At 42.7% G+C, this 25,154-nt stretch carries 29 protein-coding genes; 2 read left to right on the plus strand and 27 right to left on the minus strand.

The window, feature by feature from the left end; genetic code table 11:
• Window positions 1-242: 242 nt before the first annotated feature.
• Complete coding sequence (locus ACQKIC_RS02970; protein WP_402954828.1) at window positions 243-515, minus strand: hypothetical protein; 273 nt, start codon at window positions 513-515, stop codon at window positions 243-245.
• 18 nt (window positions 516-533) lie between these two features.
• Window positions 534-899, minus strand: coding sequence for a single-stranded DNA-binding protein (ssb, locus tag ACQKIC_RS02975; protein ID WP_402990445.1), 366 nt, complete (start codon window positions 897-899; stop codon window positions 534-536).
• A gap of 319 nt (window positions 900-1,218) precedes the next feature.
• On the opposite strand from ssb, the gene ACQKIC_RS02980 reads away from it, so the two are divergent.
• Window positions 1,219-1,665 carry a YwpF family protein gene (locus ACQKIC_RS02980; protein ID WP_402870411.1) on the plus strand — a complete coding sequence of 149 codons (447 nt, stop codon included), beginning with the start codon at window positions 1,219-1,221 and terminating at the stop codon, window positions 1,663-1,665.
• A 64-nt stretch (window positions 1,666-1,729) separates the two neighbouring features.
• Here the strand turns inward: ACQKIC_RS02980 and ACQKIC_RS02985 are convergent, their stop codons facing one another.
• From ACQKIC_RS02985 to ACQKIC_RS03020, 8 genes are all read right to left on the minus strand, one after another.
• Window positions 1,730-2,044: a hypothetical protein gene (locus tag ACQKIC_RS02985; RefSeq protein ID WP_402990451.1), complete on the minus strand. Its 315-nt coding sequence runs from the start codon at window positions 2,042-2,044 to the stop codon at window positions 1,730-1,732.
• Between the two features lie 274 nt (window positions 2,045-2,318).
• A complete protein-coding gene (gene fabZ, locus ACQKIC_RS02990; protein WP_402870407.1) occupies window positions 2,319-2,747 on the minus strand; it encodes a 3-hydroxyacyl-ACP dehydratase FabZ in 429 nt (142 codons plus the stop codon).
• A 129-nt stretch (window positions 2,748-2,876) separates the two neighbouring features.
• On the minus strand, window positions 2,877-3,140 hold the full coding sequence (locus tag ACQKIC_RS02995) for a DNA-directed RNA polymerase subunit beta (protein ID WP_402870404.1): 264 nt from the start codon (window positions 3,138-3,140) through the stop codon (window positions 2,877-2,879).
• 180 nt (window positions 3,141-3,320) lie between these two features.
• Complete coding sequence (locus ACQKIC_RS03000; RefSeq protein ID WP_427591717.1) at window positions 3,321-4,169, minus strand: flagellar hook-basal body protein; 849 nt, start codon at window positions 4,167-4,169, stop codon at window positions 3,321-3,323.
• A gap of 54 nt (window positions 4,170-4,223) precedes the next feature.
• Entirely contained in the window at window positions 4,224-5,060 is an 837-nt protein-coding gene (locus ACQKIC_RS03005; protein WP_427591716.1) for a flagellar hook-basal body protein, read from the minus strand.
• A gap of 284 nt (window positions 5,061-5,344) precedes the next feature.
• Window positions 5,345-6,346, minus strand: coding sequence for a rod shape-determining protein (locus tag ACQKIC_RS03010; protein WP_402870397.1), 1,002 nt, complete (start codon window positions 6,344-6,346; stop codon window positions 5,345-5,347).
• A 298-nt stretch (window positions 6,347-6,644) separates the two neighbouring features.
• Entirely contained in the window at window positions 6,645-6,917 is a 273-nt protein-coding gene (gene spoIIID / locus ACQKIC_RS03015; protein WP_402870395.1) for a sporulation transcriptional regulator SpoIIID, read from the minus strand.
• Window positions 6,918-7,303: 386 nt separating this feature from the next.
• On the minus strand, window positions 7,304-8,203 hold the full coding sequence (locus ACQKIC_RS03020; RefSeq protein WP_427591715.1) for a peptidoglycan DD-metalloendopeptidase family protein: 900 nt from the start codon (window positions 8,201-8,203) through the stop codon (window positions 7,304-7,306).
• 152 nt (window positions 8,204-8,355) lie between these two features.
• Here ACQKIC_RS03020 and ACQKIC_RS03025 point away from each other — a divergent pair, with 152 nt between their 5' ends.
• Window positions 8,356-8,781, plus strand: coding sequence for a VanZ family protein (locus ACQKIC_RS03025; protein WP_402954849.1), 426 nt, complete (start codon window positions 8,356-8,358; stop codon window positions 8,779-8,781).
• A gap of 21 nt (window positions 8,782-8,802) precedes the next feature.
• Here the strand turns inward: ACQKIC_RS03025 and spoIID are convergent, their stop codons facing one another.
• The 17 genes from spoIID to atpD form a co-directional block, all read right to left on the minus strand.
• Window positions 8,803-9,837 (minus strand): stage II sporulation protein D, encoded by a 1,035-nt coding sequence (spoIID, locus tag ACQKIC_RS03030; RefSeq protein ID WP_402954852.1) that lies wholly within the window; start codon window positions 9,835-9,837, stop codon window positions 8,803-8,805.
• A gap of 207 nt (window positions 9,838-10,044) precedes the next feature.
• Complete coding sequence (gene murA / locus ACQKIC_RS03035) at window positions 10,045-11,343, minus strand: UDP-N-acetylglucosamine 1-carboxyvinyltransferase (protein ID WP_402990460.1); 1,299 nt, start codon at window positions 11,341-11,343, stop codon at window positions 10,045-10,047.
• A gap of 32 nt (window positions 11,344-11,375) precedes the next feature.
• Window positions 11,376-12,125 carry a YwmB family TATA-box binding protein gene (locus tag ACQKIC_RS03040; RefSeq protein WP_402990463.1) on the minus strand — a complete coding sequence of 250 codons (750 nt, stop codon included), beginning with the start codon at window positions 12,123-12,125 and terminating at the stop codon, window positions 11,376-11,378.
• Window positions 12,126-12,285: 160 nt separating this feature from the next.
• Complete coding sequence (locus ACQKIC_RS03045) at window positions 12,286-12,531, minus strand: DUF1146 family protein (RefSeq protein WP_402870379.1); 246 nt, start codon at window positions 12,529-12,531, stop codon at window positions 12,286-12,288.
• Between the two features lie 149 nt (window positions 12,532-12,680).
• The gene (gene nuoN / locus ACQKIC_RS03050) at window positions 12,681-14,207 is read right to left on the minus strand and encodes an NADH-quinone oxidoreductase subunit NuoN (protein ID WP_427591714.1); all 1,527 of its coding nucleotides are present in this window, start codon (window positions 14,205-14,207) and stop codon (window positions 12,681-12,683) included.
• 2 nt (window positions 14,208-14,209) lie between these two features.
• Window positions 14,210-15,733 (minus strand): NADH-quinone oxidoreductase subunit M, encoded by a 1,524-nt coding sequence (locus ACQKIC_RS03055; RefSeq protein ID WP_427591713.1) that lies wholly within the window; start codon window positions 15,731-15,733, stop codon window positions 14,210-14,212.
• The gene (gene nuoL, locus ACQKIC_RS03060) at window positions 15,730-17,601 is read right to left on the minus strand and encodes an NADH-quinone oxidoreductase subunit L (RefSeq protein ID WP_427591712.1); all 1,872 of its coding nucleotides are present in this window, start codon (window positions 17,599-17,601) and stop codon (window positions 15,730-15,732) included. The genes ACQKIC_RS03055 and nuoL overlap by 4 nt, the downstream gene beginning before the upstream one ends.
• Before the next feature lie 42 nt (window positions 17,602-17,643).
• Window positions 17,644-17,958, minus strand: a complete 315-nt coding sequence (gene nuoK, locus ACQKIC_RS03065; RefSeq protein ID WP_402870369.1) for an NADH-quinone oxidoreductase subunit NuoK — start codon at window positions 17,956-17,958, stop codon at window positions 17,644-17,646.
• Entirely contained in the window at window positions 17,955-18,479 is a 525-nt protein-coding gene (locus ACQKIC_RS03070; RefSeq protein ID WP_402870366.1) for an NADH-quinone oxidoreductase subunit J, read from the minus strand. The genes nuoK and ACQKIC_RS03070 overlap by 4 nt, the downstream gene beginning before the upstream one ends.
• Entirely contained in the window at window positions 18,476-18,895 is a 420-nt protein-coding gene (nuoI, locus tag ACQKIC_RS03075; protein ID WP_402870364.1) for an NADH-quinone oxidoreductase subunit NuoI, read from the minus strand. The genes ACQKIC_RS03070 and nuoI overlap by 4 nt, the downstream gene beginning before the upstream one ends.
• A 33-nt stretch (window positions 18,896-18,928) precedes the next feature.
• Window positions 18,929-19,936, minus strand: a complete 1,008-nt coding sequence (gene nuoH, locus ACQKIC_RS03080) for an NADH-quinone oxidoreductase subunit NuoH (protein WP_402954873.1) — start codon at window positions 19,934-19,936, stop codon at window positions 18,929-18,931.
• On the minus strand, window positions 19,937-21,037 hold the full coding sequence (locus ACQKIC_RS03085; RefSeq protein WP_402870357.1) for an NADH-quinone oxidoreductase subunit D: 1,101 nt from the start codon (window positions 21,035-21,037) through the stop codon (window positions 19,937-19,939).
• Window positions 21,038-21,041: 4 nt separating this feature from the next.
• Window positions 21,042-22,055, minus strand: a complete 1,014-nt coding sequence (locus ACQKIC_RS03090) for an NADH-quinone oxidoreductase subunit C (protein WP_427591711.1) — start codon at window positions 22,053-22,055, stop codon at window positions 21,042-21,044.
• On the minus strand, window positions 22,056-22,532 hold the full coding sequence (locus ACQKIC_RS03095; protein ID WP_427591724.1) for a NuoB/complex I 20 kDa subunit family protein: 477 nt from the start codon (window positions 22,530-22,532) through the stop codon (window positions 22,056-22,058).
• A gap of 26 nt (window positions 22,533-22,558) precedes the next feature.
• Window positions 22,559-22,933 (minus strand): NADH-quinone oxidoreductase subunit A, encoded by a 375-nt coding sequence (locus ACQKIC_RS03100; RefSeq protein ID WP_402870349.1) that lies wholly within the window; start codon window positions 22,931-22,933, stop codon window positions 22,559-22,561.
• A 355-nt stretch (window positions 22,934-23,288) separates the two neighbouring features.
• Window positions 23,289-23,690: a F0F1 ATP synthase subunit epsilon gene (locus ACQKIC_RS03105; RefSeq protein ID WP_402870346.1), complete on the minus strand. Its 402-nt coding sequence runs from the start codon at window positions 23,688-23,690 to the stop codon at window positions 23,289-23,291.
• 24 nt (window positions 23,691-23,714) lie between these two features.
• A complete protein-coding gene (gene atpD / locus ACQKIC_RS03110) occupies window positions 23,715-25,112 on the minus strand; it encodes a F0F1 ATP synthase subunit beta (protein WP_402870343.1) in 1,398 nt (465 codons plus the stop codon).
• Between the last annotated feature and the right edge of the window lie 42 nt (window positions 25,113-25,154).

Here is a 25,154-nt window from a genome sequence, read left to right on the forward strand (position 1 = left end):
TTTCAGTAAATTATTATAGAAATAGAAAAACAGGTGGAGAAAAACAACTCGTTTTTCTCCACCTGTTTTATTTTAGGGACTTATTAGACAGCCCCATTCCAAAAAGGGGAAGAATCAAGCTTTTGATTCTTTTTATGAGGGGATTCGGGGACACTTGCGGGGAAAAGCCAAGTCGGCTTGGGGAAATAGGAAAATAACAGGGACTTGCCACTATTAGTATACTTTTCGAAGGGTATCGCTTTTTATAATTCACCAACTTTCTCTAAATTTGTAACCCTTTTGTCTAATTTTTCATTATGTTCATGTAAATACTTGTTATACGATTCTAATTGGGCTACTTTTAACCTGAGGTGTTTCAACTCATCTTCATTCTCTTTTGTTTGGACATGGGTCTTGGCCACATGCCCAATTAAGTCACCAATGAGTTGTTCTACTCGTTGCTTATCCTGCATCGAACTGAACAGGAGTCGGTTTCGCTTCTGCCCGTTGGAAAGCATTCCACTTTTTTCACTCATGCTTCACCTCCAAGTAAGCTATAAACCAATATGTTCGAATTCCTTTGCCTTGCCATCATTCTGTTGCTTAGTCCCTATGAATTGAACCAGCTCGGCAATAACTTCGGTGACATATACTTTTTTACCCTCTTGGTTGTCATATCTCCTCGTTTGAATTCTGCCCGTAATCCCGACAATCGAACCTTTTTTACAATATTGTGCTGTATTTTCGGCTGTTCTTTTCCAAAGGGTACAGTGTACAAAGTCAGCCTCGTAATCCCCTGCATTATTACGAAAATTACGGTTCACAGCTAAAGTAATATTGGAAACCGCCTTGCCATCTGGCGTATACCTTAATTCGGGATCCTTCGTCAATCGTCCGACAAGGGTTACCTGATTTATCATCTTCTTCCTCCTTTCCTTTCATGATTTAATCATAAGATTTTCTTTTAAAAAGGGGAAATCAACAAAATGGACGAATGCCACTCATTTTGGCTTTAAAAACCGTTATATTACACCCATAACTCTTTTTTGCAGAAAATTGTTTACTAAAAAGCTTAAACCTATCAATTTGGACTTTTTTTTACTTTTAGCGTATTTTTAGGTTTATCATTTTAAAAAATCAAAATATTCTAGTATGATATAATTACCTTTAAAAGGAATTAACAGGGATAAATGGGCATTTGACTGTCTTCTTCATAAAGGCAAGGAATGGAGGTATTTAATGAAATCTTTCAAATTAATCTATCTACAGATTGTTACAGAGGATTCACGATTAATTGATATACCCTTAGCCGATGGACTCATCATTAATAAAGAAAATGATATCAGCTCGTGGCTCCTAGAAGCCTTTGTGGCAGAAAAACATTTTCATGAGTTTGCATCCTCACTTCCTGATATTGATGGAGAAGTGACCATTCAGGCTGTTATAACGAAAAAAGACAATGAACCCGCTTTATTCGATACCGTCCTGCGTACCATTAAAAAAGTCGATGGTCACTATAGCCTTTTATTTGTCGGCCATATCAAAAAAAACCACACAAAATATGCAGAACTTCTTCTTGAGGATTTAGTCTATAAAGGCTTGGAGGGCGAGGATTTAATCAGGGAATTCAAGAAAAAAATTAAATCCAGACCTAAACTGGCCACCTATAAGTCGTCCATAAAATAAAAAACTGGCTTAGCTGAAGGGAATTACACCCGCCATTGCTAAGCCAGTCCTCTTTATATGCCTTTTATTTGTTATCTTCGCCTTTTTTCTCAGCATCTTCAATTAAATCGTCAGAATCATTGTTGTTGTTCGTTGTATTGTTATTGTCATCGCCATTCATCGTATCATCATTTTCGATCATACCGTCGTTATCCGTATCAAGATTGTTATTATCGTTTCCAGTGCCTCCATTATCATCGACACCATCATTTTGATTTTCTTCGATCATGTTGTCATTCTCGGGTGCAGGATTGTTGTCATCATCATTTCCACATCCAGCAAGGAACATGGCAGACATCAAAGATCCCCCGATTAGCGCATAAAGTCTTTTCTTCATCATGAGTAGGTAACCTCCCTTCATTCTTTATCATTTAGTATTTTGCCCGAATGTAAAAATAACTTGCGCCTTATTTTTAATTAGTAAAATATGCTTGAACTTCTGCATATAAAAGATGCCGGACATAAATGTCCGGCATCAAAGGGAGAAAAAATGGTTGTAAACAACTAACTGCAATCATTGTAGCTTTCAGCTGCATCGTATATGTATTATGTACACCTAATTCGTTCTTCTTAAACATTCTTGCTCAAAATGGCCATATTTAGCCCTTTTAAGCTTATTTATCTCCAAAAGCGAACATGATTTCCGTTTCACAGGCAACTTCGCCATCTACTGTTGCGACCGCTTTTCCTTTACCAACCGATCCCCTTAACCGAATAATTTCTACTTCGAGGCGGAGTTGATCTCCCGGTTTTACCTGGCGCTTGAAACGACAGTTATCGATTCCTGCAAAAAAGGCCAGCCGCCCTTTAAATTCTTCTTGTTTCAATACAGCTACAGCACCTACTTGCGCTAACGCCTCCACAATCAATACACCCGGCATAACAGGGTAATCCGGAAAGTGACCATTGAAAAATTCTTCATTGGCTGATACATTTTTTAATCCTACAGCTCTTTTCCCATCTTCCACTTCAATAATCCGGTCAACTAATAAAAAAGGGTAACGATGGGGGATGATGTCCTTTATCTGCGTAATATCTAACATGGCTTTTCCTCCTAATAATGATATTGCCTACTTTTAACGAAAACTCGCCCCTCCCTTACATAGGGAAGAGGCATGTTGTTGCCAATTGAAATTTTCTAAAACGGTGGCAACTGCGTCGACAGACTATTTCTATGCATCTTCATTTACAATATCGATGATATGGGTCCATGTGGATTTCTTGAAAACATCCGTTGCCTGCCCTCCGCCAATCACACTATAGCCTATTAGTGAACCGGCAAGTAAAGCGATGAATATCAATCCGATGATCATAAGTAAACGCAGCCAGATCGGCAAAAGCCGGACCTTGATTCTTCGGTTCGGTTGCGTTGTTTTTGCTTCCTTGACCTCTTCACTCACTTCTTGTCTCATTACACTTTTTTGTTCCATACCCATACAAAAGCTCCTTTTTTCAGAAAACTCGCCGAATAAAAGCGTCTTGGCTTATACATAAATAGAAGCATCAAATCACATGCCATGTCAAAATGAATGAGCGTCAACGGTCCTCTTTGCTAAAGTATAATGAAAAACGCTTCAATATGAAACCTAAAGCCATGATTTTATACCCTATCGCGCTTACCGAATCCCATTAATCAGTCCACCCATTTGATCGGCCATCGTTATCGCCCGGGATTGAAATTGATATTGACGTTGGGCATTGATCAAATCCGTCATCTCTTTTGATAGATCGACGTTTGATGATTCAAGTGAACCTTGTTTCACTGCGATTTCCGTACGGTCATCCCCCGTCAATAGCGTCATGATGTCGTCTTCCGCAACACCCAATTCACCGAGGTTGCCCGGGAGCCCCAACAGATTCCCCCCCAATTGTTCCAGGAATTGCGGTTTTTTTACAGAAACGATACCAAGACCGAAGCTTCGCTCTCCATATTCTTCTGTATCCACATTCAATAAACCTTCTTCCGAAACCTTAATATCTTTGATGCTGCCATCAATTAGAATCGGATTCCCATATTCATCAAGGACTTGATGTCCGGCTGAGTTAACGAGCATCATTTGATCTGGGTTCGCCTCGTTAGGAGAAAGATAAAAAGCGCCATCTCTCGTTAAACGAGTGTTGGTCCCTCCGTCATCCTGTACGTTTACCGTGAAAAATAGATCTTCCTTCGTCAATGCCACATCCAGGTTGCGATCGGTATTCTTTAGCGAACCTTGTGTCAGCACGATTTGGGATGGATTTAATTTGGCACCCGTTCCCTGACGAATGCCCGGTGTGGTCAGTCTTCCGATTTCCTTCGTCTCACTCGGCTGATTATTAAAACTTTGGGTTAACATATCACTAAAGCTGGTTTGCGTCTTTTTATAAGCCGTGGTATCCACATTAGCAATATTATTGCTGATCTGATCAATTTGACTTTGAATTTGGTTGAGTGTATTCGTCGCGGATAACATCGTTCGATTCATAGACATTCCCCTTACTGTTCAAATTTCCTAAAGATTCCTTCTACAAATCCGTAATTAGAGTTTCCCCACTTCATTAACCGCTTTATCGAGACTCTTATCATAAGCTTGAAGTACTTTTTGATTCGCTTCAAAAGATCGGTACGCCGACATCATTTCCGTCATCGTCCTCGATTGATCGACATTAGATCCCTCAAGAAAACCTTGTTTCGTGGAGAAGGTCAATCCTTCTGCTGCATACGCATTGGGCAATTCATTATCGACAGCCCTATATAACCCTTCGCCATCTTTCACGAGCTGTTTAGTGGGGTCGTCTGCATAACCGATGCCAAGGCGGGCCGCTTGATTATTGCCTTCAAAGATCATTCCCTTTTCGGTCACGGTGAAGCGATCATTCTCAAGCTGTATCCGTTCATGGTTCTCGTCCAAAACATAATAGCCTTTAGAATTCGTCAAATAGCCTTGACCATCCAGAGTGAAACTGCCGTCCCTTGTATAACGCATTTGCCCGTCTTTATCTTGGACGGTATAAAGGACCGACCCGGCCTTCCCCGTTTCCTCATTGATGGGAAGATTTTCATCTGCTAAGGCAATATCGGTACTAAGCTCCGTTTCTTCAAGGGTCCCTTGCGTGAACAATGGACTCGCTTCTTGTACATAAACGCCTGTACTAAGACTGCCCACTTGCGATAACTTGGGCACGCTTAAATAGTTTTCGGTAGGTATTGCATTACGCTGCATATTGCCAAGTAACATTTCCGGAAAAGACCGTACACTGGTTTGATCGGCTTTAAACCCGGTTGTATTCGCATTGGAGATATTATTCGTTAGCATTTCTGTGCGTCTTTGCTGTGTAAGCATTCCAGAAGCGGCTGTATAAAAACCTCTTAACATTTTATTTCACTCCTCATTCCACAAAAGTATTCCGTTCATTTCCTATATGTATCTTATCGGATATAATCGTCTGTATTTAAGGGGAAAATAAATGCTTGGTCCAGAATCATTCATTTCTTGTTTTAGGATAGGTCAGATTTAAAGGAATAGTGTTAAAGTTCCAAACTAAAAGAATAGGGTCTATTGCTCATCAGTACTAGAACTGCACGGACTTTCACTATGCTTCATGTGTGTCTGAACCTTAGACCCTTATCTTATAATGCAGCTTTTTACGGCCGCTTTTTTTAATTGAATTTGCGCCTTGGCAACTTATCCATATTATCTAACATGATTCCCGTTCCAATCGCTACGCAATCCATTGGATGCTCTGCAACGAGTACAGGGACTTTAAGTTCTTCTGCTAAAAGCAGGTCGATGCCATGAAGCAATGCTCCACCACCTGTTAATATCACGCCACGGTCAATAATATCAGCAGAAAGTTCTGGTGGTGTCCGTTCAAGCACAGCTTTGGCAGCTTGTACGATAACGGAGACTTGTTCACGCAGCGCCTCCTCGATTTCTTCCGAGTTAACGGAGATTGTCCTAGGTAAGCCTGAAACCATATCACGTCCGCGTATATCAATTTCTTCGTTGCGTGAACCTGGGAATACCGTCGCAACCTGCATTTTGATATTTTCAGCTGTACGTTCACCGATTAGGAGCTTATACTTACGTTTAACGTAGTGTAAGATTTCATTATCGAATTTATCCCCGGCCATTTTGATTGAAGAAGACGTAACGATATCTCCCATTGAAAGAACCGCGATATCCGTTGTACCACCGCCAATATCCACGACCATGTTACCGCTTGGTTGGAAAATATCCATGCCAGCACCGATTGCAGCCACTTTAGGTTCTTCTTCAAGGAATACTTTTTTCCCGCCACTTTTTTCAGCAGCCTCTTTGATTGCCTTTTGTTCAACACTCGTGATGTTTGTTGGACAGCAAATCAAAATCCGTGGCTTAGAAAGAAAGCCTTTCACATTTAACTTATTTATAAAATGCTTAAGCATCATTTCCGTTACATCGAAGTCAGCAATGACACCGTCTTTTAGAGGGCGAATTGCAACAATGTTTCCTGGTGTCCGGCCTACCATTTTACGAGCCTCATCACCAACAGCAAGAACACGGTTCGTATTCTTATCAATGGCTACTACCGAAGGCTCATTTAACACTATTCCTTTACCTTTGACATGTATTAGAACATTGGCTGTTCCAAGATCTATCCCAATATCTCTAGCAAACATTTCTTAAATCCTCCTTGAATATCCTCACATAAAACCTAATTCTGTCCTAATTGTTTATTTTACCATATCGCCTTGTCAAGAAGAAGTATGAAATACAAATAAAAACGAAACCTGCCCCGGATTATCCTATTTAACATAGATATATAAAGGATTTCCATATTAACAAAATTAATCCATAAAAAAATTCCGGGTTGGAGGTTCCTGACTTAGGTGTAGAAAAGGACATGTTTATATGCCATCCTTTGTCTTTACCCTAATCCCTTGGAATCATTTCCAATTTCCGGAATGGATTTGTGGTTTACTTAGCGATTTCTTCTTCTTTTTCTGACCGTTTATATTTGAGCTTGGTCGCTTCCCCACCCCGAAGGTGACGAATGGATTTATGGTAATCCAATATATCCTTCACTTCGTTAGCCAATTCAGGATTAATTTCCGGAAGCCTCTCCGTTAAATCTTTATGGACTGTACTTTTAGAGACACCGAATTCTTTTGCAATGACGCGGACCGTTTTTCTAGTTTCCACGATATACTTGCCTATCTTGATAGTTCTTTCTTTGATGTAATCGTGCACACCACTCGACCTCCCCAAATTGGATGTGAGAAGTGTGAAATGAGATTCGTATTTTTCGAATCGAATACCCCTGTCTTATAAACAATGAAAGATAGAATGATCAACTATTAGATTATTTGTAATAAACGACCCCTCACCTCAAACACTCTCTTTGCATGGTTTATAACATCTTATTAGCTTGGTTAAGAATATATGCCTAATGGACAGGGTGTTTCGTTTTATTTATCAACATTCTGCCGTTCCTTTTCCAGTAACTGCATTATTTCCCGAAATTAAAAAAGGGAGCCGTTCAAATTGAACGGCCCTCTTTTTACCAAATTTTCAGTTGTTGTACTTCTTAACGCTCATGGTTTATGTTTTGATTGTATTTGAATTTTTTATTGTGATTAATTTGCTTCCTTTAATGAATCTTCCAAAGAATCGCTTTTCTCGGTAGAATCTTCAACTGGGGTGGAGTTATCATCTTCAGTGCCACTTTCTAGCTCATTGCCTGCATCAGATTCGCCCGTTGCTGGTGATTCCTCTGTCCCTTTTTCAGAACCCTCGGAAGCAGGTGCTTCTTCTTTGCCTGCTGAATCATCCTTGTTACCTTCTGTTTCTTCAGTTGCTGTTTGTATAGCGGATGCTTGCTTTTCAATAAAATCAACTGGATTCAACGCGATGTCGTCTTTTCTGATTTCGAAGTGAACGTGAACGCCTGCCTCTTCATTGATTTGGCTTTTGCCTGAAGTTGCGATAGCTTGTCCTTGTTTCACTTTGTCCCCAACGGCAACCTTGATATCCTTAACAGATTGATAACGAGTAACGACGCCATCTTCATGCTCAACTTCAATCAAATTGCCAAGTAGAGCGTCTTCCTGTACTTTCGATACATTACCGCTCAATGATGCTTTCACATCGAAAGATTTTCCATCTTCCATTGCAATGTCGATCCCTTTATTCTGCTCATATCTATTGTTGTAGAAGACCAACGCATCTTCTTGTGCCTTCTCATCTGCATTCACGTCATAGAATTGTTTTTTGATGACCGTTTTATCGGCATTGGCTACAGGCATCTTAACGGTTTCCAGATCACTATTCACTTCGACTGAAGGCTGATCATAGTTTTTTCCTGTTTCAGCTGAATCCTTTTTCTCGTCCTTAGCTGAATCATCAAAACTATTTTGTAATAAAAAGGCCGCGGCTAAGATTAAGGCTGCACTTGCGATATAGATTGCTGATAATGCCCAACGCTTTTTGAGTATTCGTTGGATTTTGGAAGTTGGTCTTTTTTCTTCCTCTCTCATATTAATCACCTCAGCAACCATTCTGAACATTTTGCCAAGATTATATACATCCGAGTGAAAAAAATTTTAGATTTATTTTATGAAAAAGAATCCGATTTTATTCGTAGAATGGTAAAATGTTTGGTATCTTGCTATTGAAGGATGTTTAATTGATGAAAAAGACCATTAAAATCTTAGTAACGATTCTACCTTTTCTTTACATGATTGCTATTTGGATAATGTCGAGTAAACCTGACGACATCATTCTTGACCTCCCGTCCTCAACAGTGGATCGATTCATTAAAGAGGCGCTCCATTTAGTCGAATTTGCGATTTTGTACATATTATTCGTTTCTGCACTTGCTGTTAATCATAAGCTGAAGCCTGGATTTAGTTTGGTAGCCGCATTCGTTGCCGGTCTATACGGTATCGTTGATGAATATCACCAGTCATTCATCCCATACCGCTCTGCATCCTTGATTGATGTGGCGAAGGACATCATTGGCGTGCTCGCTGTCTATTTTCATGTGCAGTATCACTACTTCAAGCATAAACGAGGCTTTCTGACCCTACTAGAAAAATTCGGCGCAAAAAAATGAGAGCTGGGAAAACCCCTACTCTCATTTTTTTGCTGTCATGGTATTGATCCACTTACTTGAGGACTGTACTTTGACGCCTTTGTAATAATACTTCACGATGTCTTCATAGTTTTTCCCTTCCCGAGCCATCCCATTGGCACCATACTGACTCATTCCCACTCCATGACCATATCCTTTTGTCGTAATGACGATTTGATTCCCTTGACGCTCCCAATCAAAGTCGGAGGAATTCAACCCGAGTTTTTCCCGGATTTGCATACCCGTCAATTTCTTCCCTCCAATTTCAACTAGAGCCACTCGATTTCCGGTTGTCCTTTGAACGACTGTACCGATTGTCGTCCCCGATGATAAACTCACTCCTAACTTCCTCTCGAAATCTCCCGCATCGACCACCATCTTATTATAGAATTTCGGCGATTCTTTATCCCATGGGCTAGACACGCTTTTCAAGTAGGGAAACTCTGCTTGCCAATATTCCTCGGAGTTCTCCGTATACCCATTGCTTGTCGAAAAGAAGGTGGCGGTGATCGGTTTTCCATCATAGGTCAATATCTTGCCTTCCGTTGCCTTAATGGCTTTATCTATCTTTTTCATTTTCCATTTATAATCAGAGCCCCACTGCTTCTTCAGCTCGTTATCATTCTTATACACTTGATGCATTACCGTATCCCCTACATCAGCTCCTTTTGGCAACCCCCGGCGATTATTGCTCATCAACTGATTCACGATGTAGGTCCTTGCCGTCAATGCTTGCGCCTTCAACGCTTCTTCCTCAAAGTCCGCAGGCATCTCTGCTGCCACAACACCAGATAGATATGTTTCAAGTGGAAGCTTTTGAATCTTTTGGGTAGCCGTCCGGTACACGGCCACATCAATGGAACTCATTTTATTTGCAGCCACTTCTTTTCCTTCTTCCTTCTCTTTTTTCTCTAATTGTTCAGCTAACTCCCCACTTGTTACATCATTGGAAAACGGAAGCACAAGCACTGCTGGAATCATGATAATGACGAATGCTACAGCTATGGATAGTACAATCACAGGTTTCATTGCTTTCAAATTCCTGGGCCTCCCTAAACTTGTTCTCTGCTTTTTTACAAACTAAATCCAGCAGGTTTCTCTACATGATAAATGTATGTCGAAGGACAAGCTTTTATGAATAGAAAAGTGTCAGGTGCCCAGGTTAGCTTTCTTTATCCCAGCACACAACAAAAAACCCATTCGGGCTTCAATGAATGAAGCCCGAATGGGTTTTAATAAGTAATCTTAAGCGTTCAAATCCGCTATTTTCGTTTCTGCTGGAACCTCTTCATTAATACGTTCCACATCAGCACCCAATGATGCTAATTTACCATGGAAATTCACGTATCCTCTGTCAAGATGCTTTAATTCTGTAACACGGGTAACGCCCTCTGCAACCAATCCAGTCAGGATAAGCGCAGCAGCAGCACGCAAGTCAGTGGCAGAAACTTCTGCACCTTGAAGGTTGGTTGGCCCGTTAACAATAACAGAACGACCTTCTATTTTAACATTGGCATTCATGCGACGGAATTCTTCAACATGCATGAAACGGTTCTCGAAGACGGTCTCCGTGATCATACTTGTTCCTTCAGCACGCAATAATAATGCCATCATCTGTGATTGCATATCAGTCGGGAAACCAGGATGGGGCATTGTTTTAATATCAATGGCTTTCAAGGTTTTAGGACCAATTACACGCAATCCATCTTGTTCTTCGATGATCGTAACACCCATCTCTTCCATTTTGGCAATGAGGGACGTAAGATGTTCAGGAACGGCACCTTGAACAAGAACGTTACCACCAGTAAGTGCAGCAGCAGTCATAAATGTTCCAGCCTCGATGCGGTCAGGTATAATTGAATGTTCAGCACCATATAATTTATGGACACCTTCGATTTTCAATGTACCCGTACCAGCGCCCTTAACTTTGGCACCCATTTTATTAAGGAAGTTAGCTAGATCCACGATTTCAGGCTCTTTCGCCACGTTTTCCAGAATAGTCGTACCTTCAGCAAGTGTCGCTGCCATCATGATATTTTCAGTGGCACCTACGCTTGGGAAATCAAGATACACTCTTGCTCCCTTAAGTCTGCCATCTACCTCAGCGTCAATGAAACCATTGCCGACCTTCACTTTTGCTCCCATCGCTTCAAAGCCTTTTAAATGCTGATCGATAGGACGGGAACCGATGGCACAACCACCCGGTAAAGCAACGCGGGCCCGGCCATTCCTTGCTAATAATGATCCCATTACTAAAACGGAAGCTCTCATTTTACGTACATATTCAAATGGTGCTTCGTCTAATAACTCTCTTGATGCATCTACAGTTACTTGATTATCATGAAAGGCAACATCTGTGTTTAAGTTGCGCAATACTTCGTTGATTGTATATACATCGGAGAGCGTAGGAACGTCTTTAATGATACTTTTCCCATCACTTGCTAATAATGTTGCAGCGATAACTGGCAAAACGGCGTTTTTAGCACCTTCTACTTTAACTGTCCCGCTAAGCCTGTTGCCGCCGCGGACGATGATTTTTTCCAAAAGTATTCCCCTCCGCGTCCATTTTCTCTATATTAATATTCAAACGTTATGATTGGTGTGCCAATTACAAAGTTCGTCCGGTCACCCAATCCTTCTGTCCGTAGCCCAAACTGCAAATTTAATTTTTCTTTAGTCAAAGGTTGTTTAAACAAAGTTGAATGTGCAGATATAGATGTAAAGTTTGTTTCATGCACACTCTCAATTTCCCTCGCTTGGAACTTATCTAACAGGCTTTCGGTTTTAGAGTTTAAAATCGAATCCATATTATCATTGATAGACCCCGTAATACAAGAAAAAATTGAAGGAGTTCCCTTAAATATGTCTTTCACTCTATTTTGGTACGTACTGGTAAAGTAAGCAGGGTAGCCTTCCTTCCATTCTTGTCCCTTGACTTCGTAAATGACATAGGTAACTTTATCAGATTCATCCTCGGTTGTCATCAATTTAATAGACTCCGTCAGGCCCGAATCGGCATGGTAAAGTAACGCCTCAGCCTTCTGTGCGGAAGCGCCGTCTTCCCGGTTCCAATCAAATTGAGGATATTTTCGTTTTAATGCGATCACTTCTCTTTCAAACTCTTGTTTAGTTGTGATCTCTTTATTTTTCTCGCGCGCGTACACAGACCAATCTCCTATGTTTACCGCTTTATCTTGTTGCAGTAGCTCCACCAATTTCACTATATCGGCTTTGCCTTTTGCCACAATTGTACTATTCCCAATTAAAAACACCGTCAAACCAAGAATTACTATGTATAATAACATTTTTTTACTCTCTGCAAACATGTTAAATCCCTCCCCTTTAAAGCATTATTTCCAAAAAAGGAGAGTTCATACTTTTCATTTCCTGACATTTGATGATGCTTTCTGCTAATGCTATAAAAATCAGTAGAATAATGGCGAATACAAGAAGAATCATATTTTGCTATACATGAAATCTTATAGCTTATTTATCATCGCTAAACATATAAGGAAGTTGGTTAGCAAGTCCTAGGTAGTCAAGGAAGAAATCACTCACAACAGAACCAATGGCCACCGTCAATAAAATATAAAGTACCCTAGCCTTAATGACCGAATTGGATCTTAATATCTTATCAAAATGTAAAGCCTGCAGAGCCCACCATGTAACTGCGATGAAGAACAAGTGGGAAACGATACCCAGCAAGGCCTGCTGTCCCATTGTTGAAAACATGTACATACCTCCTAAAAGACACCCGTCTTTCATTCTATCACAAATCCCCTTTAGATTTGGAATTTAAAAGGAAAAATCGTGAAAAATCTTTCAGAATTGAAAGACAGAGACTGTATCCATTGGAACCAGCCTCTGATAAAGGCATTATATCACTCACTTGAAATAAAGTCTTTAAAATCCCCAAAATGGTTATGCAGGAAATCAAAGGCAATATTAGGAGCTAATCCAAATAGGATCGTGCCGCCTATACAAACCATTATAACGATGGACAAACCCGAACGCACCTTTATTAACTTACCGGAATGGTCCGGCCGGAAAAAGACTTGGACCAATAATCCAAAGTAATAGACATAGGACACGATTGTTGCCGCAATCATGATCCCTGCAAGGACATAATGTCCCGGTTCCGTAATGAAGGCGCCGAGAAAGATATTCAGTTTGCCAATAAAGCCTGCCGTTCCCGGGATGCCTGCCAACGAGAGGATAAACACGGTAAAGGCTATGGCCAGATATGGTGACTTCTTCCCTAGCCCCGCAAGGATACTGATGTCCTCTGAACCGCTTCGGATCGAGAGCACTTGAATAATTGCAAAAGCACCAATGTTCATCAGTGTATAAGCAAGTAAGTAAAACCAGACTGTATCCATCAAGAAGTACCCGCCGCCCAATGTGGTTACGGCTACAAGAAGGTATCCTGCATGGGCGATACTCGAATAAGCGAATAACCGTTTTAAATTTTGCTGTCTTAATGCAATCACATTCCCTACGATCATCGTCACCGCTGACACTAAAGCGATATATCCACTGTTTTTCTCGAAAAAGTCGAATGCCCCGAGAGTATCCCCAGGTGCAGTCAGGAATAAGGAGAGAAAAATACGCAGAAGGATTACAAAGCCAGCTGTTTTCGAGATGACGCTTAAAAAGGCAGTGACGGGCGTAGGTGCCCCTTCGTAAACATCCGGAGCCCACATGTGAAAGGGGGTAGCGGCAATTTTAAAAGATAAACCGATGAAAACCATGAAGAAAGCGAGCCCCGTAATGTAGAGCAGTTGACCATCTGTCATGCCTGCCATCGTTCGGCTCATTTCCCCCAGATTCACCGACCCCGTCACACCATACAAATAACTCATGCCAAACAGAGTGATGGCTGTAGAGATTCCTCCATTAATTACGTATTTCATGGCCGCTTCATTTGACTTCGTATTTTGTTTACGTATGCCCGATAATATATAGGAAGAAAGTGATAGCAACTCCAGGCCAACAAATAACGTGATCAAGTCCCCACTTGATGTCATGATCATTGCTCCAAGCAACGCCGCCAGGAACAGATAATAAAATTCCCCGCGATGCTCCTTCAACCCTTCCTTGGGCTCATAGCTCTCTGCAAGCAGGATGATTAACCCCGCTCCTAACAGTAAGATTAGCTTAAACGCTTTTGCAAAAGAATCTAACCGAAAAGTATCGGATAAGATACTTACCGTTTCAAAAGAAAACAAACTTATCAAGGAGAAAAAGGCCAGTATGATACCGGTAAGGGCCAACCAGGCCAGCTTTCTCCGATTAAAATGCTTCGGCCAGAATAAGTCCAATATGGAAAGGGCCATCGCTGTTCCAAGGATGACGAATTCCGGCATCATCGCTCCCCAATGATATGAAAGCATCGTATTCCAATCCATCTTCATCGCCCCCCTACGGCTAGCATGATTGCGTCAATCGTTCCTTGAAGAGGCCTGCCGAGTAGATTCGGATATACACCGATCGCTATAATTAAGCCGAGAAGCACTGCCGTCGGGACCATTTCCTTACCCTTAAGATCATATATCTCTTTCTCTATTAAGCTATTATCCTTGCCGAATGTCATCGTCAGGACAGCCCTCAAGACGTAGATAGCTGTTAAGATGAGACCGATGGCGCCAATTGCAGCAAGCACCGGCTGGCTCTTAAATAGGCCAAGGAAGACCATGAATTCACTGATGAATCCGGACATGCCCGGCAAACCAAGAGAAGCCATCCCCCCGGCCAGCAGGAATCCGGAAAAGAGCGGCATCGACTTGGCTAGGCCTCCAAGCCGGTTAAGCACCGTCGTACCTGTCCGTTCATACAACAAAGCAACCAAAAAGAATAGGAAAGCGGCAATCAACCCGTGTGATACCACTTGAAAAATAGCCCCCTGCAAACCCGCTTCATTCAAGGCACCAAGCCCCATCATCACGATTCCCATATGTGAAACGGACGAATAGGCTAAAACAAGCTTGAAATCTGTCTGCACTAACGCTAAGAAGGCACCATACAACAAGCTGATGACCCCAAAGAGAACAATGATGGAGGCAAGCGTTTGATATTGGTCTGGAAAGATTCCCATTCCAAACCGGATGATTCCGTAAGCGCCTATCTTCAAGAGAATCCCTGCATGGATCATGACAATCGACGGTGGCGCCTCGGCATGAACCCGCACCATCCAAGTATGGAAGGGAAACACAGGCAGTTTAATGGCAAAAGCAATCAGAAGGGCCAAGCATAGGCCATATTTCATCGAGCCGGAAACCGGTGCGAATAGAGAAACACCACCCATTGTCATCATCTGTGTCAAAGCCGCGATATTCGTCGTACCTGTCCGGGCGAACAATATCAGAATCACCACCAATAAAATGGCCGATCCTATTCCGTTATAGATCAAAAACTGATAAGAAGCTTTTTCTTTCTCAAGATATCCCCACTTGCCAATCAAGAAGAACGTCGGGACCAAGGTCATTTCAAAGAAGATGAAAAACAAGATGAGGTTTTCCGCCGTAAAGACGCCAAGCATCCCAATCTCTAAAAGTAAAAATAATAGGTAATACCCTTTCCACTCCCTCTTTATGTAAAAGGATGCCAGGGCCGCCAAAGAGGAAATGATTGTCGTCAACAATAGAAAGACGAGGGTTAAACCATCCAGACCCAATTCAAAATTCACCGCGAATAAATTTGGGTCATACATCGAAAGATTCCCAAATCGAATCCAGTTCACCTTGATGTCAAAAGAAGAGAGTGCTATCCCCGAATAGTACTGTACAAGTAAAAATAACGTCAGTATAAGGGGCGGCAGTGTCCCAAAGAAACCAAATTGCTTAATGGTCCTTTCCTCGGTTCTAGGCATGAGGGCCACCATCACCATACCAAGCAGCGGGGAAAACACCAACAATGTGAGTAAGTATACGTTCATCTTAAATACCCCCCAGTGAACGCAAAGATGGCCATCAGAACCGCAAGCCCGAGAAAGGCTATAACGCCATATTGCTGTACCTGTCCCGTTTGAAGTTTAGCCCCCATTTTCCCTAAACCTTCTATGGAGTTACTCACTGTGGACACCAATCCTCCGATAATGAACTTTTCCATATAAGATAGAAACAAGCTAAGGCCTCTGGTAAGATAGCCTACGGTAAAGTAGTACATCTCATCTATGAAGTACTTATTATCTAAAACTCTATATGTCATGGAGTCCTCTCCCACCAGCCAACTCCGTGATAGCGCCCTTTTTACGTAGATGAGATACGCCAGGAATATACCAGCAAGTGAAACGAGAATGGCTAACAACATGATCCAAACCGGTCCCTCATGATGACTGACGCCTAACAGCGATTCATTTCCATCGATGAGCCAGTCTCCAAGAAAGGCCCCAAACCATGGAGTTTGTATATATCCGCTGAGCACGGCAAGCACCGCAAGGACCATCATTGGAACCAACATGAAAGAAGAAGGATCTTCGACTTGATTGGCAGGACCTCTTGATTCTCCGGCGAAAATCATGAAAAACAAACGGAACATATAAAAGGCCGTCAAAAAGGAGGCAATCAAAGCGAGCGTGAATAGAAAGTAGCTCCCATTCCCCCAGGCCGACATCAAGATTTCATCCTTACTGAAAAATCCTGATAAAAGGGGAAATCCCGATATCGAGAGCGTACCAATTAGGAACAACGGACCCGTTACCTTCAACTTCTTCCATATTCCACCCATTTTTTCTACATCTTGTGTATGTAAAGCATGAATAACACTACCTGCTGCCAAGAACAGCAAAGCTTTAAAGAAAGCATGGGTCATTAAATGAAACACCCCTGCGACATACCCCGCCGTGCCCAACGCCAGCATCATGAATCCAAGCTGGCTGATGGTTGAGTAGGCCAGCACTCGCTTCACGTCTTTTTGGACGAGAGCAATGCTAGCGGCGAAGATCGCGGTAAAGCCACCCGTCACGGCTACAACCTGCATAGCTGCCGAACTTGCAAGAAACAGAGGAAACATCGTGGCTACCAAGTAAACGCCTGCCGCTACCATAGTTGCCGCATGGATCAAAGCGGAGACCGGTGTGGGCCCTTCCATCGCGTCAGGAAGCCATGTGTGAAGTGGAAACTGTCCGGATTTTCCGACAGCCCCGATAAAAATCAGAATGGCGATTAGCGTCAACCTTCCCATCGAGATTTCCCCCGTTTGAACAGCTGAGAAAATATCCCCATATTCGAAGCTTCCAGTTTCCCAGAATAATAGAATAATTCCAATGAGAAGCCCCACATCGCCAATCCTGGTCATGATAAATGCCTTTTTTGCAGCGAGCTTCGCTTCCTGTTTATGAAAATAAAATCCGATTAATAGGAATGAGCCAACTCCAACAAGCTCCCAGAAGATATATAGCTGCAGTAAATTCGGTGCTATGACAAGCCCAAGCATGGAAAAGGTAAAGAAACCAAGGTAAGCATAGAAAGTGGAAAACCGCTCTTCCCCTTTCATGTATTCCACCGAATAAATTTGAACAAGCAGACTCACCAGAGATACGACCACAAGCATCAAGGCATTCAGCTGATTGATTTCAAATCCTGCCGTGAGTTGCGTCCCACTGATAGAAAGCCAATCCATCGCCATCTTATAAGTAGGTCCCTGCAGCCGTTCCACCAAAACGATTACAGATAAAATGAACGATGTGAGTGTGAACAGTATTCCAATATAGGCGCCTTTTTCCCGCCACCGTCTACCGTATAAAAGCAGTAACACGAACGAGACGAGTGGAAGGATCGGTATGACCCAAGCATTCTCCATCATCGTATCAAATCCCCTTCTTCATACCTTCATTTGTATGAACCGTCAATGCTTCATCGTATCCATTTCATCCACATTGACTGTTTTTCGATTTCGGTACAGAGCCATTAAAATGGCTAGCCCCACAGCCGCTTCGGCTGCAGCGATTGTAATCGTAAATAATGAAAACACCTGACCCGTAATAGACGGAGTTACCCCAAATTTACTGAAGGCAACCAGATTGACATTCGCGGCATTCAGCATCAGTTCAATCGATATCAAAACAATAACTGCATTTCTTTTCGTCAAGGCACCGTATAGCCCGATGCAAAATAAAACGAGTGCCAAGACGAGGTAAGCAGACAAGGGAACACCTGTCATAACTTTCCTCCCTCCTCTTCCTCATCATCTTTTTTTGCCAAGACTATGGCACCGACCAAAGCGACGAGCAGGAGCACGGAAAGCACTTCAAATGGAATCACATACTTTGAGAACAGCTCGATTCCGATTTGTTTCGTATTTTCCTCATGCAGGGTTGATGGCTGAACCGGTATATCCAGGTTGTAAATGCCTAGATAAACCACTAAGGCAAAGCCGGCAATCCCTAAGATCAAAAAGAACTTTCGCCAACCGTCCTTTGCCGGTTCCTCCTTTTCATGATGGCGCGTCAGCATGATTCCAAACAGCATCACGATCGTAATCGCCCCGGAATAGATGAGGATTTGTACGACAGCGACAAATTCCGCCGATAAAAGCAAGTAAATGCCTGCAATGCTTAGGAATGTAAAGACCAGTGCAACCACCATGTGCACCACTTTCGTTAACGTAATCAGCAGTACCCCGCCCACTATCGCGACGGTTGCCAAGCCGATAAAAGCAAGTAATTCACCAGACACACTCATACCTTATTCACCTTTCGAATATTCTCATCATTCTCATCCAACCACTCCAGATTTTTAAATAACTGATCCCGGCTATACTCAGCCAGTTCAAATTCGTTCGTCATCACGATTGCTTCGGTGGGACAAACCTCCGTGCATAAATCGCATAAAATGCATATTTCAAAATTGATGTCATAGGTATCGATGATTTTTCCTTTTTTCGTAGGATCTGGATGTCTTTTTCCCGTTAACTGAATGCAATCCGTCGGACAAATCGTCACGCACTGATTACAAACAATACACTTTTCAGGATAGAATTTTTGAATTCCCCGGAACCGATCAGGGAGTGGCAGTGGCTCATTCGGATAGTCATACGTCACCTTTTTCCGGGTCAGGTTCTTCAGCGTGTACGTTAGACCTTTTGCTAACCCCAGCATATGGATCCCCCACTTTCTGAAAATCTTTAACGTCTAAAATAGTTTGAATAGTTCTTTGAAAAGCGCAGTCAAAAATATATTGGCTAACGCTACGGGCAACAAGACCTTCCAACCAAACTCCATCAATTGGTCCACTCTTATCCGTGGAAACGTAACGCGAATCCAAACCAATACGTAAAAGACAAGACTAAACTTCAAGCCAAACCAGATGGCTCCCGGAATAAAATCCAGAAACGGTATAGAATTCCATCCACCTAAAAATAATACAGTGGTTAACGTAGCCATTGCAAACATATAGACATATTCCGATAACATAAAGAAAGCCCAACGAAAGCCGGAATACTCGACATGGTAGCCTGAAACGAGCTCTGATTCCGCTTCTGGAAGATCAAAAGGTACCCGATTCAACTCGGCCACCGATGCGATAAAGAATACGAAGAATGCAATGGGCTGAAGGAAAATGAACCAAACTTTATCCTGAGCGGCAACTATTTCGTTCAGGTTCAGACTCCCCGTCAAAAGGACGATTCCCACTACTGACATGACAAGCGGGATTTCATATGAAATCATTTGTGCCGCCGCGCGCATCCCGCCAATCAAAGAATACTTATTGTTGGATGCCCATCCAGCGGTCACGATGCCAATCGTCGATATGCCCGATACCGCCACATAATAAAGGAGGCCGACACCTATATCCGCAAATTGAAAAGCTTCTGTGAAAGGCAAGGTCGCCAGGACCATGAAAGCCGGAGCAAAGGCGATCACGGGAGCTAATATATACAGCGGTTTATCCGCTTTTTTCGGTATGGTGTCTTCCTTGATCAAAAGCTTTAAAACATCGGCGACGGTCTGTAAAAGCCCCCATTTACCCCCAAGTTGATTCGGACCCACCCGCATCTGCATGAACCCCATGATTTTTCGTTCCGAGAGGATGCCATAGGTGACAAACCCTAACACTACGAATAGGAGCAGGACCGCCAAGCCAAAGAAGATGCCAAAGTTGAGAAGGCTAGGAGCTGATTGTAGTAGATTGTGGATCATCTAGCCATCCACCTCCCCTAAAACGATGTCAATCGCCCCAAGTATCGTTATCAGATTCGCCATATTTTCCCCTTCGAGCAATTTGGGCAGGATTTGCAGATTATAAAAGGATGGTCGCCGGAATTTCAAACGGTACGGCTCCTTTTTCCCTTCACTCGCAATATAGCAACCTATTTCCCCTCTTGGCGATTCGATTCGGACGAACGCCTCCCCTTTCGGGACCTTGATGATTTTCGGGACCTTGGCAAGGATCGGTCCCTCAGCAGGAAATTGCTTCACGGCCTGTTCCAGGATTTTCAAGGACTCTTCTATTTCTTCCATTCTGCAATGATAACGGGAAAAGGCATCACCTTCTTCACGGGTGGGTACATCGAATTGGAACCGGTCATAAATGGAATAAGGCTCATCTTTTCTTAAATCAAATTTCACACCCGTACACCTTAAATTAGCGCCGCTCAATGAATAGGAAAGTGCATCTTCCTTTGAATAAACGCCCACACCCCTGACCCGGTTCATAAAAATCTCATTTCCTGTAACCAGTTGGTGGTACCCAGCCAGTTGCTCCCTCATGTAGGGGACAAACTCTGCCACCTTTTCTATCCAATCCTCCGGAGCGTCCCACTTCACGCCGCCAACCCTCATGTAATTAAACGTCAGCCGTGCCCCCGACAATTCGGTCAATAAATTGATGATCATTTCCCGTTCACGAAAGGCGTATAAAAAGGGACTTGTCGCTCCAATATCAAGTAAGTATGTTCCCCACCACACAAGGTGGCTGGCCACACGGCCCAACTCCATCGCGATAACACGCAAATATTCCGCGCGGTCAGGTACCTCCACCCCCATCATGGTTTCAACTGCATGGCAAAGTACATAATTATTAGTCATTGCCGCTAAGTAATCCAACCGATCGGTATAGGGAATGATCTGTGTATATTGCAGATTTTCTGCCAGCTTTTCCGTTCCCCGATGAAGGTACCCAATGACTGGGGTGGCCTCTTTAATGATTTCACCGTCGATTTTGATGATAAGCCGGAACACGCCATGCGTACTGGGATGCTGTGGTCCGACATTAAGCAACATCTCTTCCGTCCGTAACATTGAGCTACACCTCCACGTCATAGGGCTGATAATCTTTACGAAGCGGATATCCAATCCAATCTTCTCCAAGCAAGATCCGCTTTAAATCCGGATGCCCTTGGAATACGATGCCGAGTAAGTCGTATGCCTCACACTCCGGCCAATTTGCTCCCGGCCATAAGGGCACCAATGACGGGACAGAAGGAGTATTCCTATCAAGTTTCACCTTCAGTGCAACTGAATGATTTATTAGAAAGGAGTACAGCTGTACATACATTTCCATATGGGTCTCAAAGTCGGTGCCATGCAACTCTGATAAGTACTGAAAACTTAACGTTTTATCATGGCGTAGAAAGTCTGCAATTTGGAAATATGTATCAGGTTTAGCTACCAAGGTGGGAATATCTTTGGAAAGGGTATTAATATAGTAATCTACTAGGACATCTTCTCCCAAATGCCGTTCAATGGCCTGAATAAGTTGATCGAGGATAGGTTGGTTGGGTGAAGGTGCTTCTGGGGTCGCTTCGGGACTTTCTTTTACAGTATTCTTTGCCTTTGCGGCCGCCGCTGCCTTTGCTTTTGCTGCAGCGATAGCTTTGGCCTTCGCCTTTTCGGGATCTTCTTCTTTATTGGTCGCTCCTTTCTTTTTGGCTAGTGCAGCAGCCTTGGCCTTCGCTACGGCGGCTGCCTTCTGCTTCGCTATATCTAAGTTGTCTCCTCCTCCTTCTGTTCCGCTCTCTTTCGCCTGTTTTCGTGCCAGGGCTGCTGCTTTCGCTTTTGCTGCTGCGGCTGCCTTCTGCTTCGCTATATCTAGGTTGTCCTCTTCTCCTCCTTCTGTTCCGCTCTCTTTTGCCTGTTTTCGTGCCAGGGCTGCTGCTTTCGCTTTTGCTGCTGCGGCTGCCTTCTGCTTCGCTATATCTAGGTTGTCTTCTTCTGCTTCTGATTTACTCTCTTTTGCCTGCTTTCGGGCCTGGGCTGCTGCTTTCGCTTTTGCTGCAGCCTCCTTTTTCTGCTGAGCTAAGTCTTGCTCATCACTCATTTAAATCACCCGCTTTCCGGTTTTGGCTTCATATTTGATTTTTTCTTTCAATTTATTGATTCCGTAAATAAGGGCTGCCGGATTAGGAGGGCACCCAGGAATATAAACATCAACGGGCACAATCTGGTCTACCCCTTTAACCACTGAATAGGAATGGACATATGGGCCTCCAGCCGTTGCACAGGATCCCATTGCAATCACCCATTTCGGTTCTGGCATTTGGTCATATAGGCGCCTTAAAATAGGGGCCATTTTTTTCGTCACTGTGCCAGAAACGATCATGACATCCGATTGTCTCGGTGAAGTACGAAAAAAGGAACCAAATCGATCCAAATCATAATGGGAGGATCCCACCCCCATCATTTCAATGGCACAACATGCGAGCCCGAAAGTCATTGGCCATAATGAATTGCTTCTAGCCCACGCCTTTACTTGCTCAAGCGTGGATAAAAAGACACTTTGACGCATTTCTTCCATTTCTTCACGGGTAAGGTTATCTAATTTCAATTCCACTTTAACACCTTCTTTTTCCAAGCATAAATTAGGCCTAACAATAGGATAAGGACAAAAAATAGCATCTCAATCAGAGCAAACAATCCCAATTCATCATATGCAACCGCCCAAGGATAAAGAAAAACGGTTTCTACATCAAAGATGACGAACATCAATCCAAATAAATAATACCTGACATTGAACTGAACCCTGGAGTCCTGAAAAGGTTCCACTCCACTTTCGTAGGTCGTATATTTCATCTCATTCGGTTTATTTGGTCTAAGAAGCTTTCCAAGAAATAGTGCCACTAGTGGAAGTAAGATTCCTAAGCTGAGAAAAACGAATACAATTAAATAATTATTTTGGTAAATATGCAGCTGTCCCATGTCCATCACCCTTTATAGAAGAATCATGTTTAAATGGTACACTTGTCTTCATTTTAGGTAAGTAACCCCGTTTTAAAAAAGTATGCGGGTACACCTTTTTTTAGAAGCAATCTGATATTCCGAGACTACATCCAATAAATGTAAGCGTATACATTATAACATTCCGTAAAACGCAGTGTCATGGCTCAGCGAATCAAATAGGGAAATACTTTTCCTCCAAATCCGATAATTTTTTATACTTGTCAACATCATACTACATGATGTGACAACCGATTAATTCAATGTGGCCTTTTGCTAAAACATAAAAAAGCACCCCACTTTCCAAGTGGAAAGTGGGGTGCTTTTTCTTTGAAATTTATCGCATTTCTGCAATTTGAATCCGGTTTACAGCCCGTTTAAGTGCTAAATTAGCTCTTTTCGAGTCATTAGATCCATCATTGTTCTGCAATCTTTGTTCTGCACGTGTTTTTGCTGCTTGAGCACGTGCAAGATCGATAGTTTCAGCTCTTTCAGCAGATTGAGCTAAAATGGTTACCACATCAGGGCGAACTTCTAGGAAGCCACCATTTACAGCTACATAGTCTGTGTTGTTTCCATTTTTAAGACGAACAGCACCGATAGTAAGGGGAGCTACGGTTGGAACGTGTCCAGCCATAATTCCCAGCTCACCACTTTTAGCTTTCGTGCTTACCATTTCAACTTCTGCTTCATATACTGGGCCATCGGGAGTAACAACATTGACTTTAATGGTCTTCATTTCATTACCTCCTAGTTCCCTTAATTAAGCCATTTCTTTTGCTTTAGCAATAACTTCTTCGATACGGCCAACTAAACGGAATGCATCTTCAGGAAGCTCGTCATATTTTCCAGCTAGGATATCTTTGAATCCTTGAACTGTTTCTTTTACTGGTACGTAAGAACCTTTTTGACCAGTAAATTGTTCAGCCACGTGGAAGTTTTGTGACAAGAAGTTTTGGATTCTACGAGCACGAGCAACGATTACTTTCTCGTCTTCGCTTAATTCATCCATACCCAAGATTGCGATGATATCTTGAAGTTCTTTATATTTCTGTAATGTTGATTGTACTTGACGAGCAACATTATAGTGCTCTGCTCCAACAACCTCTGGGCTAAGCGCACGAGAAGAAGAAGCCAATGGATCAACCGCAGGGTAGATACCCATTTCAGAAAGTTTACGTTCAAGGTTAGTCGTTGCATCTAAGTGAGCGAAAGTTGTAGCTGGAGCCGGATCCGTATAGTCATCGGCAGGTACATAAATTGCTTGGATAGATGTAACAGAACCTTTATTAGTTGAAGTGATACGCTCTTGTAATTGACCCATTTCTGTAGCAAGGGTAGGTTGGTAACCAACCGCTGAAGGCATACGTCCTAGTAGGGCAGAAACCTCAGAACCTGCTTGAGTGAAACGGAAGATGTTATCGATGAAGAAAAGAACGTCTTGTCCTTGTTCGTCACGGAAATATTCAGCCATTGTCAAACCACTAAGAGCTACACGCATACGTGCACCTGGTGGCTCGTTCATTTGTCCGAATACCATCGCTGTTTTCTTAATAACACCAGAGTCAGTCATCTCGTAGAAAAGGTCATTCCCTTCACGAGTACGCTCACCTACACCAGCGAATACGGAAATACCACCGTGTTCTTGGGCGATGTTGTTAATAAGTTCTTGGATAAGTACAGTTTTACCAACACCGGCTCCACCGAAGAGACCGATTTTACCACCTTTGATGTAAGGTGCAAGTAAATCTACTACTTTGATACCAGTTTCAAGGATTTCAACTTGTGTTGAAAGTTCCTCAAAAGTTGGTGCTTGTCTGTGAATTGGATCACGACGTACATCTGCTGTAAGTGGATCAAATAGATCGATATTTTCCCCTAATACGTTGAAAACGCGACCTAGAGTTACATCACCTACAGGAACGGAAATCGGTGCTCCTGTATCAAGTGCTTCTGCACCACGAGTTAAACCGTCCGTGGAAGACATTGCAACAGTACGAACTGTATTATCACCTAGTTGAAGGGCTACTTCGAGAGTTAGTCCTGTACCAGACGCTTTATTTTCGATTCTTAACGCGTTATAGATCTTAGGAAGTTGTCCGTCTTCGAATTTCACGTCAACAACCGGACCCATAACTTGAGTAACGCGTCCTATATTCATCGTTTTCCCTCCTTACGTTGCTTATAACGACTATCATATTTA

The organism is Peribacillus sp. NPDC046944, from assembly GCF_050272735.1.
GTDB lineage: Bacteria > Bacillota > Bacilli > Bacillales > DSM-1321 > Peribacillus.

Bases quoted from the DNA above. Each gene is read 5' to 3' on its own strand.
- ACQKIC_RS02970 (WP_402954828.1), bottom strand. From the start codon at position 515: ATGAGTGAAAAAAGTGGAATGCTTTCCAACGGGCAGAAGCGAAACCGA.
- ssb (WP_402990445.1), bottom strand. From the start codon at position 899: ATGATAAATCAGGTAACCCTTGTCGGACGATTGACGAAGGATCCCGAA.
- ACQKIC_RS02980 (WP_402870411.1), top strand. From the start codon at position 1,219: ATGAAATCTTTCAAATTAATCTATCTACAGATTGTTACAGAGGATTCA.
- ACQKIC_RS02985 (WP_402990451.1), bottom strand. From the start codon at position 2,044: ATGATGAAGAAAAGACTTTATGCGCTAATCGGGGGATCTTTGATGTCT.
- fabZ (WP_402870407.1), bottom strand. From the start codon at position 2,747: ATGTTAGATATTACGCAGATAAAGGACATCATCCCCCATCGTTACCCT.
- ACQKIC_RS02995 (WP_402870404.1), bottom strand. From the start codon at position 3,140: ATGGGTATGGAACAAAAAAGTGTAATGAGACAAGAAGTGAGTGAAGAG.
- ACQKIC_RS03000 (WP_427591717.1), bottom strand. From the start codon at position 4,169: ATGAATCGAACGATGTTATCCGCGACGAATACACTCAACCAAATTCAA.
- ACQKIC_RS03005 (WP_427591716.1), bottom strand. From the start codon at position 5,060: ATGTTAAGAGGTTTTTATACAGCCGCTTCTGGAATGCTTACACAGCAA.
- ACQKIC_RS03010 (WP_402870397.1), bottom strand. From the start codon at position 6,346: ATGTTTGCTAGAGATATTGGGATAGATCTTGGAACAGCCAATGTTCTA.
- ACQKIC_RS03020 (WP_427591715.1), bottom strand. From the start codon at position 8,203: ATGAGAGAGGAAGAAAAAAGACCAACTTCCAAAATCCAACGAATACTC.
- ACQKIC_RS03025 (WP_402954849.1), top strand. From the start codon at position 8,356: ATGAAAAAGACCATTAAAATCTTAGTAACGATTCTACCTTTTCTTTAC.
- ACQKIC_RS03040 (WP_402990463.1), bottom strand. From the start codon at position 12,125: ATGTTTGCAGAGAGTAAAAAAATGTTATTATACATAGTAATTCTTGGT.
- ACQKIC_RS03045 (WP_402870379.1), bottom strand. From the start codon at position 12,531: ATGTTTTCAACAATGGGACAGCAGGCCTTGCTGGGTATCGTTTCCCAC.
- nuoN (WP_427591714.1), bottom strand. From the start codon at position 14,207: ATGGATTGGAATACGATGCTTTCATATCATTGGGGAGCGATGATGCCG.
- ACQKIC_RS03055 (WP_427591713.1), bottom strand. From the start codon at position 15,733: ATGAACGTATACTTACTCACATTGTTGGTGTTTTCCCCGCTGCTTGGT.
- nuoL (WP_427591712.1), bottom strand. From the start codon at position 17,601: ATGATGGAGAATGCTTGGGTCATACCGATCCTTCCACTCGTCTCGTTC.
- nuoK (WP_402870369.1), bottom strand. From the start codon at position 17,958: ATGACAGGTGTTCCCTTGTCTGCTTACCTCGTCTTGGCACTCGTTTTA.
- ACQKIC_RS03070 (WP_402870366.1), bottom strand. From the start codon at position 18,479: ATGAGTGTGTCTGGTGAATTACTTGCTTTTATCGGCTTGGCAACCGTC.
- nuoI (WP_402870364.1), bottom strand. From the start codon at position 18,895: ATGCTGGGGTTAGCAAAAGGTCTAACGTACACGCTGAAGAACCTGACC.
- nuoH (WP_402954873.1), bottom strand. From the start codon at position 19,936: ATGATCCACAATCTACTACAATCAGCTCCTAGCCTTCTCAACTTTGGC.
- ACQKIC_RS03085 (WP_402870357.1), bottom strand. From the start codon at position 21,037: ATGTTACGGACGGAAGAGATGTTGCTTAATGTCGGACCACAGCATCCC.
- ACQKIC_RS03090 (WP_427591711.1), bottom strand. From the start codon at position 22,055: ATGAGTGATGAGCAAGACTTAGCTCAGCAGAAAAAGGAGGCTGCAGCA.
- ACQKIC_RS03095 (WP_427591724.1), bottom strand. From the start codon at position 22,532: ATGGAAGAAATGCGTCAAAGTGTCTTTTTATCCACGCTTGAGCAAGTA.
- ACQKIC_RS03100 (WP_402870349.1), bottom strand. From the start codon at position 22,933: ATGGGACAGCTGCATATTTACCAAAATAATTATTTAATTGTATTCGTT.
- ACQKIC_RS03105 (WP_402870346.1), bottom strand. From the start codon at position 23,690: ATGAAGACCATTAAAGTCAATGTTGTTACTCCCGATGGCCCAGTATAT.
- atpD (WP_402870343.1), bottom strand. From the start codon at position 25,112: ATGAATATAGGACGCGTTACTCAAGTTATGGGTCCGGTTGTTGACGTG.